We start from the raw sequence: 14,336 nt of genomic DNA, 5'->3' as shown, positions 1-14,336 counted from the left end.
AGGTGGAAACATGTTTATTGAGCGGCTCAGTCTGACGAATTTTCGTTGCTTCGGACCAGTTGCGGCAAGCGTCGATCTAACCTCCGGCCTCACCACCTTTGTCGGCGTCAACGGCGCGGGCAAGACCGCCCTGATGCAGGCCCTGCAGCGCCTCTTCGGCGTGACGGGCGATCAGCGACGACTGCGGCGTCAGGATTTTCACGTCCCTTCCACCGAGCTTGTTGCGCCACTCCAGCGAAACTTCGTCCTAGAGGCAATCATTGCCTTTCCAGAACTAGACGCCGACGGCGCCGCTGGCGCGGCAATTCCGGAATTCTTCCATCAGATGGCCGCTGAAGAGGCGGGCAAGCTGAAATGCCGCCTGCGTCTCGAAGCGACCTGGACCGATGACGGTTCGCTCGATGGTGCGATTGAACAGAAATACTGGGCGGTCCGGACTTTCGGGGCGTTCACCGACGCTGATTGCACCGAGTTGAAGGCCGCCGACCGGGCGCGGATCCAATTGATCTACGTGCCGGCGACGCGGGACGGTGCCTCCCAGGTGACGGCCTTTCTGCGCGGCAGGCTGTGGCGCGCCATCAACTGGTCGCAGGGAGTCCGCGACACGTTCACAAACGCCGGCGCCGCCTTGAACGGCGCTTTCGCCGGGGAGCCGGCCGTCGATGTTATTGCCGCAGCGGTGACGCGGCGGTGGCAGGAAGTTTACACAGCCGGGACCGACACGACGCCGGTCTTCCGCCCGCTCGATCTGCGTTTTGAGCATTTCATCCGGAAGGTAGAGGTGGTCTTCCGCCCCGACGAGGTCGGCCGGGAGCGAGCCCTCGATGACCTGAGCGACGGCCAGAGGTCGCTCTTCCATTTGGCGATGACCGCGGCGACACTGGACGTTGAAGCCGGGATCGTCGCCGATCCTGCTGGGGCCGGTTTCCAGGCTGGCGGCGTACCGTTACCGGCGCTCACGCTCATCGCGATCGAAGAGCCCGAGAACAATCTCGCTCCCTTCTATCTCTCCCGCATCGTCCGGCAGATACAGGACCTGACGAAGTCGCCGCAGGCGCAGGCCGTTGTCTCCAGCCATTCCCCAAGCATCCTCGCCCGGGTGGATCCGACGCAGGTCCGGCACTTCCGGCTCGATCCGCACGATCGAACGGCCCGCATCCGCCCGATCAACCTCCAAGTCGGCGAGGAAGAGGCATCGAAATTCATTCGCGAGGCCGTGCGGACCTATCCGGAACTCTATTTCGCGCGCTTCGTCGTGCTGGGAGAAGGTGCGTCCGAGGAGGTCGTTCTTCCCCGTCTCGCCGAGGCGATGGGGCTCGACATCGATCGATCCTTTGTCGCGGTCGTTCCGCTGGGCGGTCGGCATGTGAACCACCTCTGGCGACTGCTGACCGATCTCGACATCCCCTACGCCACCTTGCTGGATCTCGACTGGGGCCGTTCTGGGGGTGGGTGGGGACGTATCAAAACGGCCTGCACGCAACTGCTTGCAAACAACGTCACGCCACAGGCCATCTTCGGACAGCATCTTAACCCCCAAGGACCAGCCGCCAATCTGGCGGCTTTCGATGCTCTGCCGATCGAGGACACTGCGAATATCACAAACTGGATGAATTGGCTGCGCCAGTTCAATGTCTTCTTCTGCACGCCCCTCGACCTCGACTACTCGATGCTGAAGGCTCTCCCGCTCGCCTATCAGATCGTCGAACCCGGCCGTCAGGGGCCCTCGCCTGCAGGGGAGCCGCGCACGGCGGTTCTCGGCGACGATGGTCTGCCTCACCTGTACGCTGCCGACCAGGACGGTTTGATGCGCTGGTATCGGTATCTATTCCTGGGGCGCGGCAAGCCCAGCACCCACGTTCGGGTGTTGAGTGCACAAGACCCGGCTGCCCTCGCAGCCGCCGCTCCCGAAGAACTGCGCGCACTCCTGACCTCAATTGTCGCTCGTCTCACCCCGCCGCCTCCCGCGGGTGCCTGACCATGCGCCTTATTCGGCCAGAGGACTGGCGCCCGAGCGGCATTAACGATCTCGAACCGGCGGCGTGGAATGCCCTGCGCCACGCCGGCTCGGCGTGTGTGGTCGCAGGCCCCGGCGCCGGCAAGACCGAGTTTCTCGCCCAACGCGCCGACTATTTGCTTGAGACGGGCCTCTGCCGAGCGCCGCACCGCGTGCTGGCGATTTCGTTCAAAACAGATGCAGCCAACAATCTCGCGTCGCGCGTCCGCCAGCGGTGCCCGCCAGAGTTCGCCAACCGGTTCGTGTCGGTCACCTTCGACGCCTTCACCAAGAGCCTGGTCGATCGCTTTCTCAACGCCATCCCCGCCGACTGGCGCCCGACCCGGCCCTACGAAATCTCCTTCCCAAAGCGCAAGGCGATAGAAGGCTTCCTCACGCTCGCCCGGCTCAGTGCGCCGCCAGAATGGCAGGCGGAAATCGCCGGCTACAGCGCGAGCGACTTTGAACCCAAGATCGTCGGCAGCTATCGCCTGCCCATGGGACCTATCGCGCCCCAGAACGCCGCCGAGTTCGCCATCGCCCGCTGGTGGGCAACGCAACTACGGCCAGGCCAGCCCTCTTCACTTACCTTCGTCGGCATCAACCGGCTCGCGGAGCTGCTGCTCCGGGCCAATCCCCACATCCGTCGGGCGCTTGTCGCCACCTATCCCTTCGTTTTCGTCGATGAATTCCAGGACACAACCTACGCGCAATACGACTTCCTGCTGTCGGCCTTCTTTGGCGGACAGACCGTCATCACCGGCGTCGGTGACGACAAGCAGCGGATCATGGTCTTCGCTGGCGCGCGCCAGGACGCCTTTCAGCGACTGCAGGCCGATTTCGGGGGAGCCCGCTTCCCCCTCCTCTTTAACTTCCGTTCCTCGCCCGACTTGGTCGCTATCCAGCACGTCGTCGCGCGCGCTCTGGATCCGAACACCGTCCCAACGGTCGCTCAGACAGCGCGCCAAGTCGATGGCGACGTGGCTCAGGTCTGGTCCAGCCAGACCAAGGCGGCGGAAGCCACCCACCTGGCGCAATGGATCGCCAACGACATGGCCACCCGCGCCCGAGCGCCGCGCGACTACGCGCTCCTCGTGAAACAGAAGTCCGACGATTATGAGCACGAACTCGCTGGAGCCTTCGCCGCTCACGGTCTGCGGATCCGTAACGAGAGCCATGCCCTTGGCAAAACCTCGCTTCAGGATTTGCTTTCCGATGACTTAAGCCGGCTCGCGATCGCGATCTTCCGCCTGGGCGCGACACGCCGCGCGCCGGCCGCATGGCAGCTGGTCTCGTCTTCTGTCCTGACGCTGCGCGCTACCGGGCAAGACGATGATGCGCGCGCGGCCAAGGTCGAGGCGGAACTCAGCGCATTTCTCACTGCTTTGCGCACCGACATGGCGGCCACTGCCCCGTCGCGGCAAAGCGCTGTCGATTTCGTCAGACGGGTTTTCGAATATCTGGATCTCGGGGCGATCGCCCGAACCTATGCCGAATATGGCGTTGGCGACCTGCTTCAGATCATTCTTGAAGCTTTTTGCATCCACTTCTTCGCTTCGGCCGATGGCGCCCCGAACTGGACGGCCTGCCTAGATGCGTTCGAGGGGGTCAATCAGATTCCGATGATGACCGTCCATAAGAGCAAGGGGCTCGAATACGACACCATCATCTTCGTTGGCCTCGACGACCGGGCTTGGTGGGCCCACACCCCCGGCGACCCCGAAGGCGTCGCAGCGTTTTTCGTCGCCCTCTCGCGGGCGAAACAACGCGCCATCTTCGCCTTCTGCCAACAACGCGGAGAGCGAAACAATGTGGCTGAGCTCTATCAGCTTCTGACTGATGCAGGCGTGCCGGAAATCGAGATATGACCAGATTGAGGCTCGTCTTAATGCGGTAAGGGACGCGATGAGGAGCGAACTGCGAACAAGCGAAAGTCTCATGGGCAGCGTCAGCTAGCTATGCCGTTCCATTGCACCTATTTTGGAGGGGTATAGAGGGCTATGGAGTAGATATAGTTCTCATCGCTATCCCGCATGGCCCGCCAAACACCGCCGATTACCGCACAAATATTCCAACTATATCTTTTATTATCAGATAGATAGCTCCTTTCTGAGCAGTTGCGCTTCGGGTCGAGGTTCTCGCACGCCCTACCAGGCAGCACAGCGTTTCGTTGCAATCCCCTAGCGGCCGGTCAGAGCGTTATGGTCCAGAGCGAGAGCATCCCTTTCTTGCCCTGCCATTCACCGCCGACCCGGGTGAAGCCCGAGCGCTCGAGATTGTTGCGCATGGTATTGCTGTCGGTGGTAGCGAAGGTGGGCTCGGTGATCTTCTCGGTAATCGCGGTGACGAGAACGCCGGAGAGTTGCTTGCCCTGCATGTCGGTGGCGATCACGACATAGCCGAGTTCGGGGGCAGCCTCGAAGCCGGCAATCGATACGCCAGCCTTGGTGAAACTGTCGCGGCGATAGGTTGCGGCAGGCTGCTTCCATGCCGCCGCGGCGACGATCCGATCGGAGCCCGCCTCGCGCAACAGCGCAACGCAGCGGGTCCGCTTGAGCCGCGCGAGGAGATCGTCGACGGTGCCGACGACGGCCTTCCCGCTGACGACAAGCTGCGCGACGGCACGCTGTTCGTCCGTGGCGAGATCGTTGAAGCTACCGGACCAAGGATAGATGTCGTCAGCCATGCATGTCGCTCGATTCTACGATTTGGGTTTGGCATCCGGGGCCGGCTTTTTCTTGAGTGGCGCGTAATAGATCGCATCGAGCATGGCGACGCGCGCGTCCCACAGCTCCGTATCGGGTCCCACCGGGCGCGGCGCATTGTACCAGGGCGCCTGTCGGGTAGGCTTGATGACCCAATCCCAATAAGTGTCGAGGGTTAGCATGTTCAGGCGAAAGTCGAGCGCTTTCGAAAGGCCGGGCTTGTTGCCGCCGTCGACGCAGACGAAGAAGTCCGGGCGTTTCATCGCAAGCAGGCGGGTCGCGGTTGCGATGGGGTTGCCGGCCTTCGACTTGGGGAGAGCCCGTTTGAAGGTCGCGGCATATTGATCGAACTGGGCGCGGGTGACATCGCCGCGCTTGGGGATCAGATCCAGGGCTTGTGCGATCGCTGAATCCTGAAGCCCGATAGCCTTAGCGAAGGCGGTGGCCCGGTTCATCGAACCGAACCAGCCCCATTCGAGTCCGCCCAGGTTCGCGGCTGTGGCTTCGACAGCGCCAAGGAGCCCGGCAACGCCCTTCCATTCCGCGAGCGAGAGATCGGCGAAGGAGCCTTTCCTCGCGAACATCTTCTGGATTTCACGGACCAGATCGATGCGCTTGTCGAAGCCATGATGTTTATCGCGCCGGGCGCGCCTGACGAACTCCTCCCAGGACATGGTCGCAAGGCGCGAGTTGAGGCGGGGCCATTGATCCTCGTCATCGGGCAGCACCGGATTACTCGGTCTCTGCGCCTTATCCGCAGCCTTGGCTTGCCGGCGGTAGCTCGCGGCCAGTTTCTTCGTGATGGGACGTTGAAGCCACTCGTAGCTCGCAAGATGCTTCCTGACCTGCTTGAAAAATGGCTCGTCCGCCGCGCCTTTCACAAAGACGCTGGCCTCAAGATTCTCGCCTAGTCCGCCGTTGGTGAAGTTGGCGCTGCCGACGATCGCCTCGGCCTCGGCGCCCGACTGAAAATAGAAGATCTTGGGGTGGAAGCAGCCGGGCCGGTTCTTCGCGACGAAGGCATTGGGCACGCCGACGAGTTCGTCGATGAGGTCGGGATCGGTCGCCGAGAAATCGAGGCCGAATAGAACAGTGTCGAATTTGGCTTTATTGGCGATCAGGGTCTTGGCAACGCCGGTCAGTTCACCCCAGGCAACGGCGATGGAGATGCTGTCGTGGTTTTCGATGAGCGTCTTCAGACGACGTGAGATCGCCTTAGCTTCAAGTAGTGCAATCTCCATGCCCCGCCCTGTCGTCTCTCCGTCTGATTTGGTCCATACTTAGCTATGTACCTGTGAATGGCCGGCCGAGTCCCGGCCCCATCATCCGCAATCTGTCAGTTTCGACCATTGCAGTACCAATAGCCGACCATCGGGGCCGGGAATCAAAAACCGTTCGCTGAGCGGCCGAGAATGGTCGGATGAAGCCATTAGTTGCCCCCGAAAGCGACACCTCGCGTTTCACAGTCAAAGGCGAAGGTGTACATTCAGCTCGCCGTCACGTGTCGCGGCCAGGTCTTGAACGTGTAGCCGATCTTCATCACACTGCCCACTCTAGGCTGCGTGGACAAAATCCGAACGTTCAGAAGCGACCCTTGTGAGACGCCAAGGGTGGTCGATGAGTTGCCGGAAGCTGCCGTTCTGCCATACGTTCCGCCGCAGCAAATGAACTCAGCGACGCGGCCATGAAAGTCTCGGAACTGCCGACCCACGGACCGAATGTCCCTGCCGAAGCTTCAAGCGCATTGCCGCTTCTGAAGCATCGACTTGGAAAATCTCTTTCGGCGGTCTATCTGCACGGCTCTGCCGTGGCCGCGGGGCTGCGCAAGAGGAGCGACGTCGATCTTATCGCTGTCGTGGACGACGCACTGCCCGCATCCATACGTGCGGACCTCTCGTCCGATCTCCTCACCGTTTCAGGGCACTATCCCTTCGACAGTCTGGGTCGTCGGCCGCTCGAGGTCATCATCTTTCGACGAGCCGATCTCGAATGCCTGCCGTATCCGGCGCGAGCGGAGTTCGTCTACGGCGAATGGTTGCGGACCGCTCTCGAAAGTGGCGCAATTCCGGAAGCGGAGGCGAGCCCGGAGTTCACTCTGCTTCTCGCTCAGGCGAGAGAAGAAGCGGTGCCCCTGGTCGGTCCGGACATTAGCGATTTGGTTTCGGGCATACCTTCCGCCGTCATACGCAGTGCGATCGGCGATCTCCTGCCAGAACTGATCCGGGCCGTCGACGGGGACGAGCGTAACGTCCTGCTGACGCTGGCGCGCATGTGGAGTACGGCCACGACAGGTCAGTTTGTGTCCAAGGATAGCGCTGCGGAGTGGGCAGCGGCGAAGTTGTCCGATCGGGCCGCGGAAATCCTCACCCTCGCGCGAGATGCGTATCTTGGACGCGCCGGCGACGAGTTGCATTGTCGGCGAACGGAGGTGTCGCAGGCGATCGACGAAATGCGCGACAGCATCGTGTCCGCGCTGCGATCATTCGAGTGATGTCGGCTGTTCCTTTGATGCGTCTGAAAGCTGCCCGCCCCCCTTTCCACCCAATCAATCGTTTCGATGAGCGCTGAATATGTCCATGCGAGCCAGGCGGGGTGGACGAATTGGTTGACGCTGGACCGAGCGGTTGATTCAACGCTTCCTTTTGGAGGCGTGATTGAGCCGGGGCGATCTGAGCGAGGTGGAGTGGCGGGTCTTGAAGGATCTGCTGCCGATCGAGCCATCGATGCGTGGTCGAGGGCGGCGTCCAACCGAGAATCGAGCGGTTCTGAACGGCATCCTGTGGCGGCTGCGTTGCGGTGCTCCTTGGCGCGACGTGCCGGAGAAGTACGGCAAGTGGAACACGATCTACCGGCGGTTCCGGCGGTGGAGTGAGGCCGGCACGTGGGAGATCGTGTCGGTCACCCTGGCCGAGATGATGGCGGACACCGGCCACTACAGCATCGACAGCACCACCATCCGCGCCCACGTATCGGCAGCGGGGGTAAAAGGGGGACTCATCGACAAGCTCTTGGCCGCTCGCGGGGCGGGTTCGGCTGTAAGGTTCACTGTATCGCCGATGCCGGCGGGCGACCGCTCGCCTTCCACGTGACCGGTGGGCAGGCCGCCGACTGCAAGGCGTACGACACGCTGATCGCGCTCCCCGAGATCGAGCCTGCCGCACTGCTGGCCGACAAGGGATACGACGCCGATGCCATGCTCGGCTGACCGCAGCACAGTTCGCTTATCAGACCGGCTCGGGCCTGATTGGCGCGGGTCTGGTCGGCCTGTTCTCGGCAGGCATTGCCTTCGGCGTTCTGGCCGGGCTGTTCGAGACGATCCGCTCGCCGGTCATCCGCCTGATCGTGGCGCTGATCTTCGCCGCGCCCGCCGCCGTGGCGGGCTATGCGCTGGTCTACGGCGTCACGCGCGAGGCCGTGCCTTCCGAAATCTGGCGGCAAATCTTCTGCATCGTCGGCGGCGGGTTCGTCGGCATCGCCGCCATGATGCGGCTCGCCGCTGGTGTCGGCCAGCCCGCAGGGCGGGCCTGAGCGGCTGATACACCGACCGTCAGTGCATTGCGCCGTCGATCACACATCGCAGCTTGTCGGGATTGCGCGTCACATAGATGCCGACGATCCTGCCATCCTCGACATGGAGCGCAGTCGTCTGCACGATGTTGCTATCCTCTATCGTGACGAAACCGGGCAATCCGTCGATCAATGCGTAACGGATCAGGCGCGACGGGCAGTCGGCGAACATCGCGGCCATCTGGCGATGGCGGGCCATGACCGCATCCACTCCCCGCAAGGGTTCGAGCGTTGCCGGAACCTTGCCGCCCCCATCGGCATAGGCGACCACATCCTCCGCCAGCATCGCCCGCAACGCCGCCATGTCCCCTGTCCGCGAAGCGGTGAAGAAGGCGCTGGCGAACCGCATTCCCTCCTCCTTCCCGAGAACGAAACGCGGGCGGGCGTCATGGATATGGGCGCGGGCGCGACTGGCGAGCTTGCGGCAGGTGACGGTCTCGCGTCCGATCGCCTCGGCCACGGCCTCGAAATCCATGCCGAACACGTCATGCAGGAGGAACGCGGCGCGCTCCAGCGGCGATAGCCGTTCCAGCGCCAGCATCAGCGGCAAGGTGACGTCATCGGCCGCATCGTCATCCCCCGGATCGAAGATCGGCTCTGGAAGCCACGGACCGATATAGGTCTCACGGTTGCGGCGGGCGGATTTCAACTCGTTGAGGCACAGCCGTGTCACGATGGTCCGCAGATACGCGGCCGGCTCGCGCACCGACGCCCGGTCGATGGCGAGCCAGCGTGTCCAGGCATCCTGAACCACGTCCTCGGCGTCCGCGACCGATCCCAGCATCCGGTAGGCGAGCCGCACGAGGCGCGGCCGCAGATCGGAGAAGACAGGTTCGGATACAATGTCGCTCACCACATCACCACGTCGCGGAATGAACCGCATCGACCCTGTAAAGTGCGGGCGACACGGACAGCGCGAGGGCGGCGAAACGCTTAAGTTGTTCTTGCGTTTCCGGGGCCTTCATGAAGGACTCAAAATCCGCCTTCGACGCCCATTGGGCATAGTTGACCACGCGCTTGCCGTCGAAGCTGCTATGGACGCTGACGGATATGAAACCCGGCTGCTTGCGGATCGTGGCTTGCGTGACCTCGGACAGCAGGCGCACCAGATCAGCCTGCTTGCCCGGCTCGACCTCATAGACATTGACAAGCGTGACGCCGGGCACGCTCGCGTCGATTGTTGCGATTTCGGTTTGGGCCATCGTCATCTCCTTTGAATTGCGGTGACGAAGGACATGACAAGGCAGCGGGACGGAACGTGACATGCGGCGGTAATTTTCAGCCAAAACCCGCAATCACGGTTTCGATGGGCAGAAACAGCGTCCGGCTGTCCTCGGGATATTCGATGAACTCAGCACAGCGCAGATAGAAGCGCTTCGCCGCATCGTCCTTGGCCTGCACCAGAACCGCCCCGATACCGATACTTTGCGACGCCAGCGCGATCCGGCGCAGCGCGTCCGACAGCAGGTCCGCGCCGAGGCCTTTGCCGGCATGGTCACGGCTGACCGCCAGCCGCCCTATGACCGAAACCGGGATCGTGTCGGGCGCATTGCGCCGCACCTTGCCGGGAGCCGCACCGCGTTCGACCGACCCGGCCGCAATGCAGAAATAGCCGACAACCCGATTTCCCGTGCAGACGACATAGGTGCGCGAGAACCGGCTTTCGTTCTTCAAGGCTCGATGGCGCAGCCAGTCGTTCAGCACCGGCTCGCCGCAGTCGAACGCGGAAAGATCATGATCGGCGGTCAGGGGAACGGGGGCCGACAGTCGCAATTCGGGCTGGTCCGGCGTATCGTCTATTTCTGCCATGCCGGGGTCCGGCGCAGCAGGGCCTTAAGCTTCGGTCCCGGCGCGGGCGGATTGTCGAGCGCGTGCATGAAGGCGTCATAGCGCTCGGGATCGAGCGTGAACAGGCGCTGGTCGAGCAGCACGTCAACCGCCTGTCGCCGGGCGCTTTCCACCATGAACTCGGTGCGTGTCTTGCCAAGGACCGCCGCTGCGTCGTCGATGAGTTGGCGGGTGCCGGTCTCGATCCGCAGGTTGATGCTGCCCTTGGCGTCGGACGCAGAGACACGCGCCGCGACAACAGCGGAACGGGCGGGTTCGGAAGGAGCTACACGAGTTTTTGCCATGGCCGGAATATGGGCCGTTGTATACACAGTGTCAATACGGAGATCGTTAAGGGAGGTTTGGGCATTGCCCTTCGGGCCGGGCTTTCGGCTGCGCCGGAACCACCCCTACGGCGCGTTTCCGCCGTTCGGCTTCAATCCCATAACGCAAGGGCGGCAGCGACCATTTCGCGAGACAAGCCCCATCGGTGCGCGGGGCACACGGGGCGTCGGCCACAGTCGCCATAGCGGGATCATGTGGTGGCATCGCCATCCCCGGCGCGACACATCCTGGCAATGGGGCGCTGGGAGAAGCCGGGGCGTCCGCGTGAGAGGTCCCACGCACTCTATCATCACGCAGGCGGCCTCGGCCACGCCGGTCGCGATTGGCCCCGCGAAGAAGAGCGACGCGGAGCCGCGGCGCTTTTGTCCGCCGGGCAACCACTCATGTCCTGCCAGCTCAGGGGTCTTTGTTCAACCGGCACGGTCCGCCATCGCCAGCACTGGTGCGGAAGCCGGGTGCGCCACCGTGTTCCTGACGATTTCCATGCTGGCCGCCCCATCTGCGTCCTCGGATGGATGAGTCTGACCGAAGACCGGCAATGTCGAAACATCGCCTCGCTCGTCTTCCCGCAACGTCCGTCGCCAGCTTTTTTCCGCCGCCTTCGGCTTTGCAGCGCGAAACAAAAAAGCCGTCGCCGGCCGCCTTCCACTTGTGTTCCAGCCCCAAGGGGTGCGGGGCCGATCGTCCCCGGTCGAACGACCGCCATCGAGGACGCGATGGGCGCGGCCCGATAAGAAAAAGGAACACGACAATGGCGACCATCGGCACCTTCACCAAGAACGAGAACGGCGCGGGCTTCACCGGCGCGGTCAAGACTCTGACCCTCAACGTCAAGGCCAAGTTCATCGCCACCGAGGGCGACAGCGAGCGCGGCCCCGACTTCCGCATCTTCGCCGGAGCCACCGAGTTCGGCGCGGCCTGGAGGAAGACCGCCCGCGAGACGCAGCGCGAATACCTCTCCGTCAAGCTGGACGATCCGAGCTTCCCGGCTCCCATCTACGCCAGCCTGGTCGCGGCCGAAGACGGCGAAAGCCACAATCTCATCTGGTCCCGCCGCAACGGCGATTGACGGCCGGAACCCCCGAAGCCCCGCTCACCCGAGCGGGGCTTGTCAGCTCAGCAATCACACGGGCCTTCGCAAAATCGGTCTCGACGTGCCGTTGCTTTCCGAATTATCTATAAAACATGAGCACGGCCAAATCAGACACTATCGCGGCGCAGATCAGCAAAACGCTCGCCAGTCGCATTATTGCCGGCGAGATCGAGTCCGGCGCGAAACTGCGGCAGGACCACATCGCCGAAGAGTTCGGAGCGAGCCACGTTCCGGTGCGCGAAGCGTTTCGCCGGCTGGAATCGCAAGGGCTAGTCGTCAGTGAACCGCGCCGAGGCGTGCGTGTTGCAGGATTCAGTCTCGACGAGGTGCGCGAAGTGGCGGAGATGCGCGCCGCACTCGAAGCCCTGGCGCTGCGCAATGCCGTTCCACATCTGACGCGAGCCATTCTTGATCAGGCAGAGGAAGCGAACAGAGCGGGAGATTGTGCGCGTGACGTTCAGGCGTGGGAAGAGGCCAATCGCACCTTCCACCGCATCATCCTGACTCCTTGCGGAATGCCCCGGCTTCTCAAGGCCATCGACGATCTGCATACGGCCAGCGCCCGTTTCCTGTTCTCCGGCTGGCGTGCCGAATGGGAGGCCCCGACCGACCGGGACCACCGTGCGATCCTCGACGCTTTGAGGGCCGGACAGGCCGAAATGGCGGCTTCCGTGCTCGCGCGGCACGTCCAAACGATCGGGCAGAGAAAGCCAAAATAGGCGAACGCGGTTCGTTCTGCTCCCGACCAGAAATGGTGTCGAGCGCATGGCTATTGCCATGATCATACTTCTGTGGATTCCTTTAGCGATAGATTCTTTAGATTATCTATAATTCGACGCTGAAGGAGAGACAGTATGAGCAATGCCGCCACGAGACCTATCGAAACCCGATTTGCGCTGCCGGCGCGAACAGCGTTGACCATCATTGCAGGCACGGCGCTGATGACCTTGGCGGCCAAGGTGCAGATTCCCTTCTGGCCGGTGCCGATGACCCTGCACACGATGGCCGTCATGGCCTTCGCCGTGGCGTTCGGGCCGCGCATCGCCGTCTCGATCTTCATTGCCTATCTGGCGGCCGGCGCTGTCGGCCTTCCGGTGTTCTCCGGTTCCCCTGAACGCGGCGTCGGCCTTGCCTACATGGTCGGCCCGACCGGCGGCTATCTCTTGGGCTACCTTGTCGCGTCATGGCTGGTCGGAGCGCTGGCGGTCGGCAAGGGCACGCTCGGACGTGTCGGCGCAATGCTTGCCGGAATGGTGCCGATCTATGCCATCGGCATGGCGTGGCTTGCCGTCTATGTTCCAGTGGGTCAGCTTCTCGCTGTCGGCGTCCTGCCCTTCCTCCTGGGCGATCTGGTCAAGATCGGTGTCGTGGCCGCTGGCAGCATGGCGCTGCCGGCGTCCTTTGCCCGCTTTCGGGGCAAAGCCGAATGAGTGCGGCCGATGGGGAAATCCGGCACGACTGGACAATCGACCAGATCGTCGCCCTCCATGAGCTTCCGTTGCTTGAGCTGGTCGGTCGTGCCAACGCCGTCCATCGCCAGCGCCACGACCCGAACAAGGTCCAGAAGGCAAGCCTTCTGTCGATCAAGACAGGCGGATGCCCTGAGAACTGCGCCTACTGCCCGCAGTCTGCCCATCACCGTGAGGTCGATCTGACCCGTGACCGGCTGATGGACTCGGCAAAGGTGATCGCAATGGCGGCGACCGCCAAGGCGGCGGGAGCCGAACGTTTCTGCATGGGCGCGGCGTGGCGGCAGGTTCGCGACGGCCGGGAGTTCGATGCCGTGATCGCGATGGTCGAGGGCGTCCGCGCCCTCGACATGGAAGCCTGCGTCACGCTCGGTATGCTGAAACCGCATCAGGCCGAACGGCTCGCAGCCGCCGGCCTCACGGCCTACAACCACAACCTCGATACCAGCCCCGAGTTCTACGGCCGGATCATCACCACCCGCACCTATGAGGACCGGCTGGACACGCTCGCCACAGTGCGCTCCTTCGGCATAGACCTGTGCTGCGGCGGCATCATCGGCATGGGTGAATCGATACGCGACAGAGCCTCCATGCTGCACGTTCTGGCGGGAATGGACCCCCATCCCGAAAGCGTGCCGATCAACGCACTCGTCCCTGTCGAAGGCACGCCACTGGCCAACCGGCCGCGCGTCGATACGCTGGAACTGGTGCGGATGGTGGCGACCACCCGCCTCGTCATGCCGGCCTCGACCGTGCGGCTTTCCGCCGGACGCTCCTCCCTCAACCGCGAGGCGCAGATCCTTTGTCTCGTGGCGGGCGCGAACTCGGTCTTCTACGGTGACACGCTGCTCACCACGCCGAATGCCGGGATCGGCCAGGATGCCGAACTGTTTGCTGCGATCGGGGAGCCGGAGCGCGCCAGCATGTCCGCGTCTGCCGCTTGACCCGTATCCGCTCCAGCGGATCGACGCGCCCCTAAGACGCCGGCAGCATCGTCACCCTGACGCTAGCATCAGGGTGACTCGCCCGCAGTTGGGGCGCTTGCGCATGTACTCGCCCAGAATTTGCAACGAAGTCGTACGGCGATCAGGATGCCTGAACTTCCAGCTTTCCCGTCTCCTTTATCCTGATCCCATCTATCTCCCCGGCCTTCGCTCCGCTGTGGCCGGGCGGAGTGCTTAGGGCCAGCCCTCGGCGCACTTCGAGAGGCTTCCGCCCAGCTTCCTCCGCGCGTTCCGCGCTCCGTGCAGCCGGTTCCCCGCGAAGCCTCCCTCCGTTTGCACACCCGGCCTCGGCGACGGCCAGGGTTGCAGCGCAGCGCTGCGCTCCAACCC

At 63.2% G+C, this 14,336-nt stretch carries 14 protein-coding genes and 1 pseudogene; 9 read left to right on the top strand and 6 right to left on the bottom strand.

Annotated features, from left to right (window positions below; genetic code table 11):
- The first annotated feature begins 10 nt into the window (after positions 1–10).
- Positions 11–1,978, top strand: coding sequence for an ATP-dependent nuclease (locus tag NDN16_RS17955; RefSeq protein ID WP_251114828.1), 1,968 nt, complete (start codon positions 11–13; stop codon positions 1,976–1,978).
- A 2-nt stretch (positions 1,979–1,980) separates the two neighbouring features.
- The gene (locus NDN16_RS17950; RefSeq protein ID WP_251114827.1) at positions 1,981–3,864 is read left to right on the top strand and encodes a UvrD-helicase domain-containing protein; all 1,884 of its coding nucleotides are present in this window, start codon (positions 1,981–1,983) and stop codon (positions 3,862–3,864) included.
- A 323-nt stretch (positions 3,865–4,187) separates the two neighbouring features.
- On the opposite strand, the gene NDN16_RS17945 is transcribed toward NDN16_RS17950, so the two are convergent.
- Together NDN16_RS17945 and NDN16_RS17940 are read right to left on the bottom strand one after the other, a co-directional pair.
- Positions 4,188–4,682 carry a hypothetical protein gene (locus NDN16_RS17945; RefSeq protein WP_251114826.1) on the bottom strand — a complete coding sequence of 165 codons (495 nt, stop codon included), beginning with the start codon at positions 4,680–4,682 and terminating at the stop codon, positions 4,188–4,190.
- Between the two features lie 15 nt (positions 4,683–4,697).
- Positions 4,698–5,942, bottom strand: coding sequence for a phospholipase D-like domain-containing protein (locus NDN16_RS17940; protein ID WP_251114825.1), 1,245 nt, complete (start codon positions 5,940–5,942; stop codon positions 4,698–4,700).
- Between the two features lie 443 nt (positions 5,943–6,385).
- On the opposite strand from NDN16_RS17940, the gene NDN16_RS17935 reads away from it, so the two are divergent.
- The 3 genes and pseudogenes from NDN16_RS17935 (at position 6,386) to NDN16_RS17920 (ending at position 8,229) form a co-directional block, all read left to right on the top strand.
- Positions 6,386–7,192, top strand: coding sequence for an aminoglycoside adenylyltransferase domain-containing protein (locus NDN16_RS17935; RefSeq protein ID WP_251114824.1), 807 nt, complete (start codon positions 6,386–6,388; stop codon positions 7,190–7,192).
- 163 nt (positions 7,193–7,355) lie between these two features.
- Positions 7,356–7,897: pseudogene (locus tag NDN16_RS17930) on the top strand (IS5 family transposase); the annotation flags it as partial.
- A 146-nt stretch (positions 7,898–8,043) separates the two neighbouring features.
- Positions 8,044–8,229, top strand: a complete 186-nt coding sequence (locus NDN16_RS17920) for a hypothetical protein (protein ID WP_251114822.1) — start codon at positions 8,044–8,046, stop codon at positions 8,227–8,229.
- A 19-nt stretch (positions 8,230–8,248) separates the two neighbouring features.
- Here the strand turns inward: NDN16_RS17920 and NDN16_RS17915 are convergent, their stop codons facing one another.
- The 4 genes from NDN16_RS17915 to NDN16_RS17900 all read right to left on the bottom strand — a co-directional run bounded on the left by NDN16_RS17915 (position 8,249) and on the right by NDN16_RS17900 (position 10,400).
- Positions 8,249–9,151, bottom strand: a complete 903-nt coding sequence (locus NDN16_RS17915; RefSeq protein WP_435301124.1) for a sigma-70 family RNA polymerase sigma factor — start codon at positions 9,149–9,151, stop codon at positions 8,249–8,251.
- Positions 9,126–9,470, bottom strand: coding sequence for an antibiotic biosynthesis monooxygenase family protein (locus tag NDN16_RS17910; protein ID WP_251114820.1), 345 nt, complete (start codon positions 9,468–9,470; stop codon positions 9,126–9,128). The genes NDN16_RS17915 and NDN16_RS17910 overlap by 26 nt, the downstream gene beginning before the upstream one ends.
- Positions 9,471–9,546: 76 nt before the next feature.
- Positions 9,547–10,077 carry a GNAT family N-acetyltransferase gene (locus tag NDN16_RS17905; RefSeq protein WP_251114819.1) on the bottom strand — a complete coding sequence of 177 codons (531 nt, stop codon included), beginning with the start codon at positions 10,075–10,077 and terminating at the stop codon, positions 9,547–9,549.
- Entirely contained in the window at positions 10,065–10,400 is a 336-nt protein-coding gene (locus NDN16_RS17900; protein ID WP_251114818.1) for a DUF1778 domain-containing protein, read from the bottom strand. Before NDN16_RS17900 ends, NDN16_RS17905 begins: the two co-directional genes overlap by 13 nt.
- Before the next feature lie 791 nt (positions 10,401–11,191).
- Between NDN16_RS17900 and NDN16_RS17895 the strand changes: the two genes are divergently transcribed.
- From NDN16_RS17895 to bioB, 4 genes are all read left to right on the top strand, one after another.
- Positions 11,192–11,509: a DUF736 domain-containing protein gene (locus NDN16_RS17895; protein WP_251114817.1), complete on the top strand. Its 318-nt coding sequence runs from the start codon at positions 11,192–11,194 to the stop codon at positions 11,507–11,509.
- Positions 11,510–11,625: 116 nt separating this feature from the next.
- Positions 11,626–12,252 carry a GntR family transcriptional regulator gene (locus tag NDN16_RS17890; RefSeq protein WP_251114816.1) on the top strand — a complete coding sequence of 209 codons (627 nt, stop codon included), beginning with the start codon at positions 11,626–11,628 and terminating at the stop codon, positions 12,250–12,252.
- A 135-nt stretch (positions 12,253–12,387) separates the two neighbouring features.
- Complete coding sequence (locus tag NDN16_RS17885; RefSeq protein ID WP_251114815.1) at positions 12,388–12,963, top strand: biotin transporter BioY; 576 nt, start codon at positions 12,388–12,390, stop codon at positions 12,961–12,963.
- Positions 12,960–13,946, top strand: a complete 987-nt coding sequence (bioB, locus tag NDN16_RS17880) for a biotin synthase BioB (RefSeq protein WP_251114814.1) — start codon at positions 12,960–12,962, stop codon at positions 13,944–13,946. Before NDN16_RS17885 ends, bioB begins: the two co-directional genes overlap by 4 nt.
- Positions 13,947–14,336: the final 390 nt, after the last annotated feature.

This window comes from Aureimonas altamirensis (genome assembly GCF_023702225.1).
In the GTDB taxonomy this organism is placed as follows: Bacteria; Pseudomonadota; Alphaproteobacteria; order Rhizobiales; family Rhizobiaceae; genus Aureimonas; species Aureimonas altamirensis_B.
Note: the sequence above shows the minus strand (reverse complement) of the source record. Positions and strands in the feature narration are given on the sequence as shown.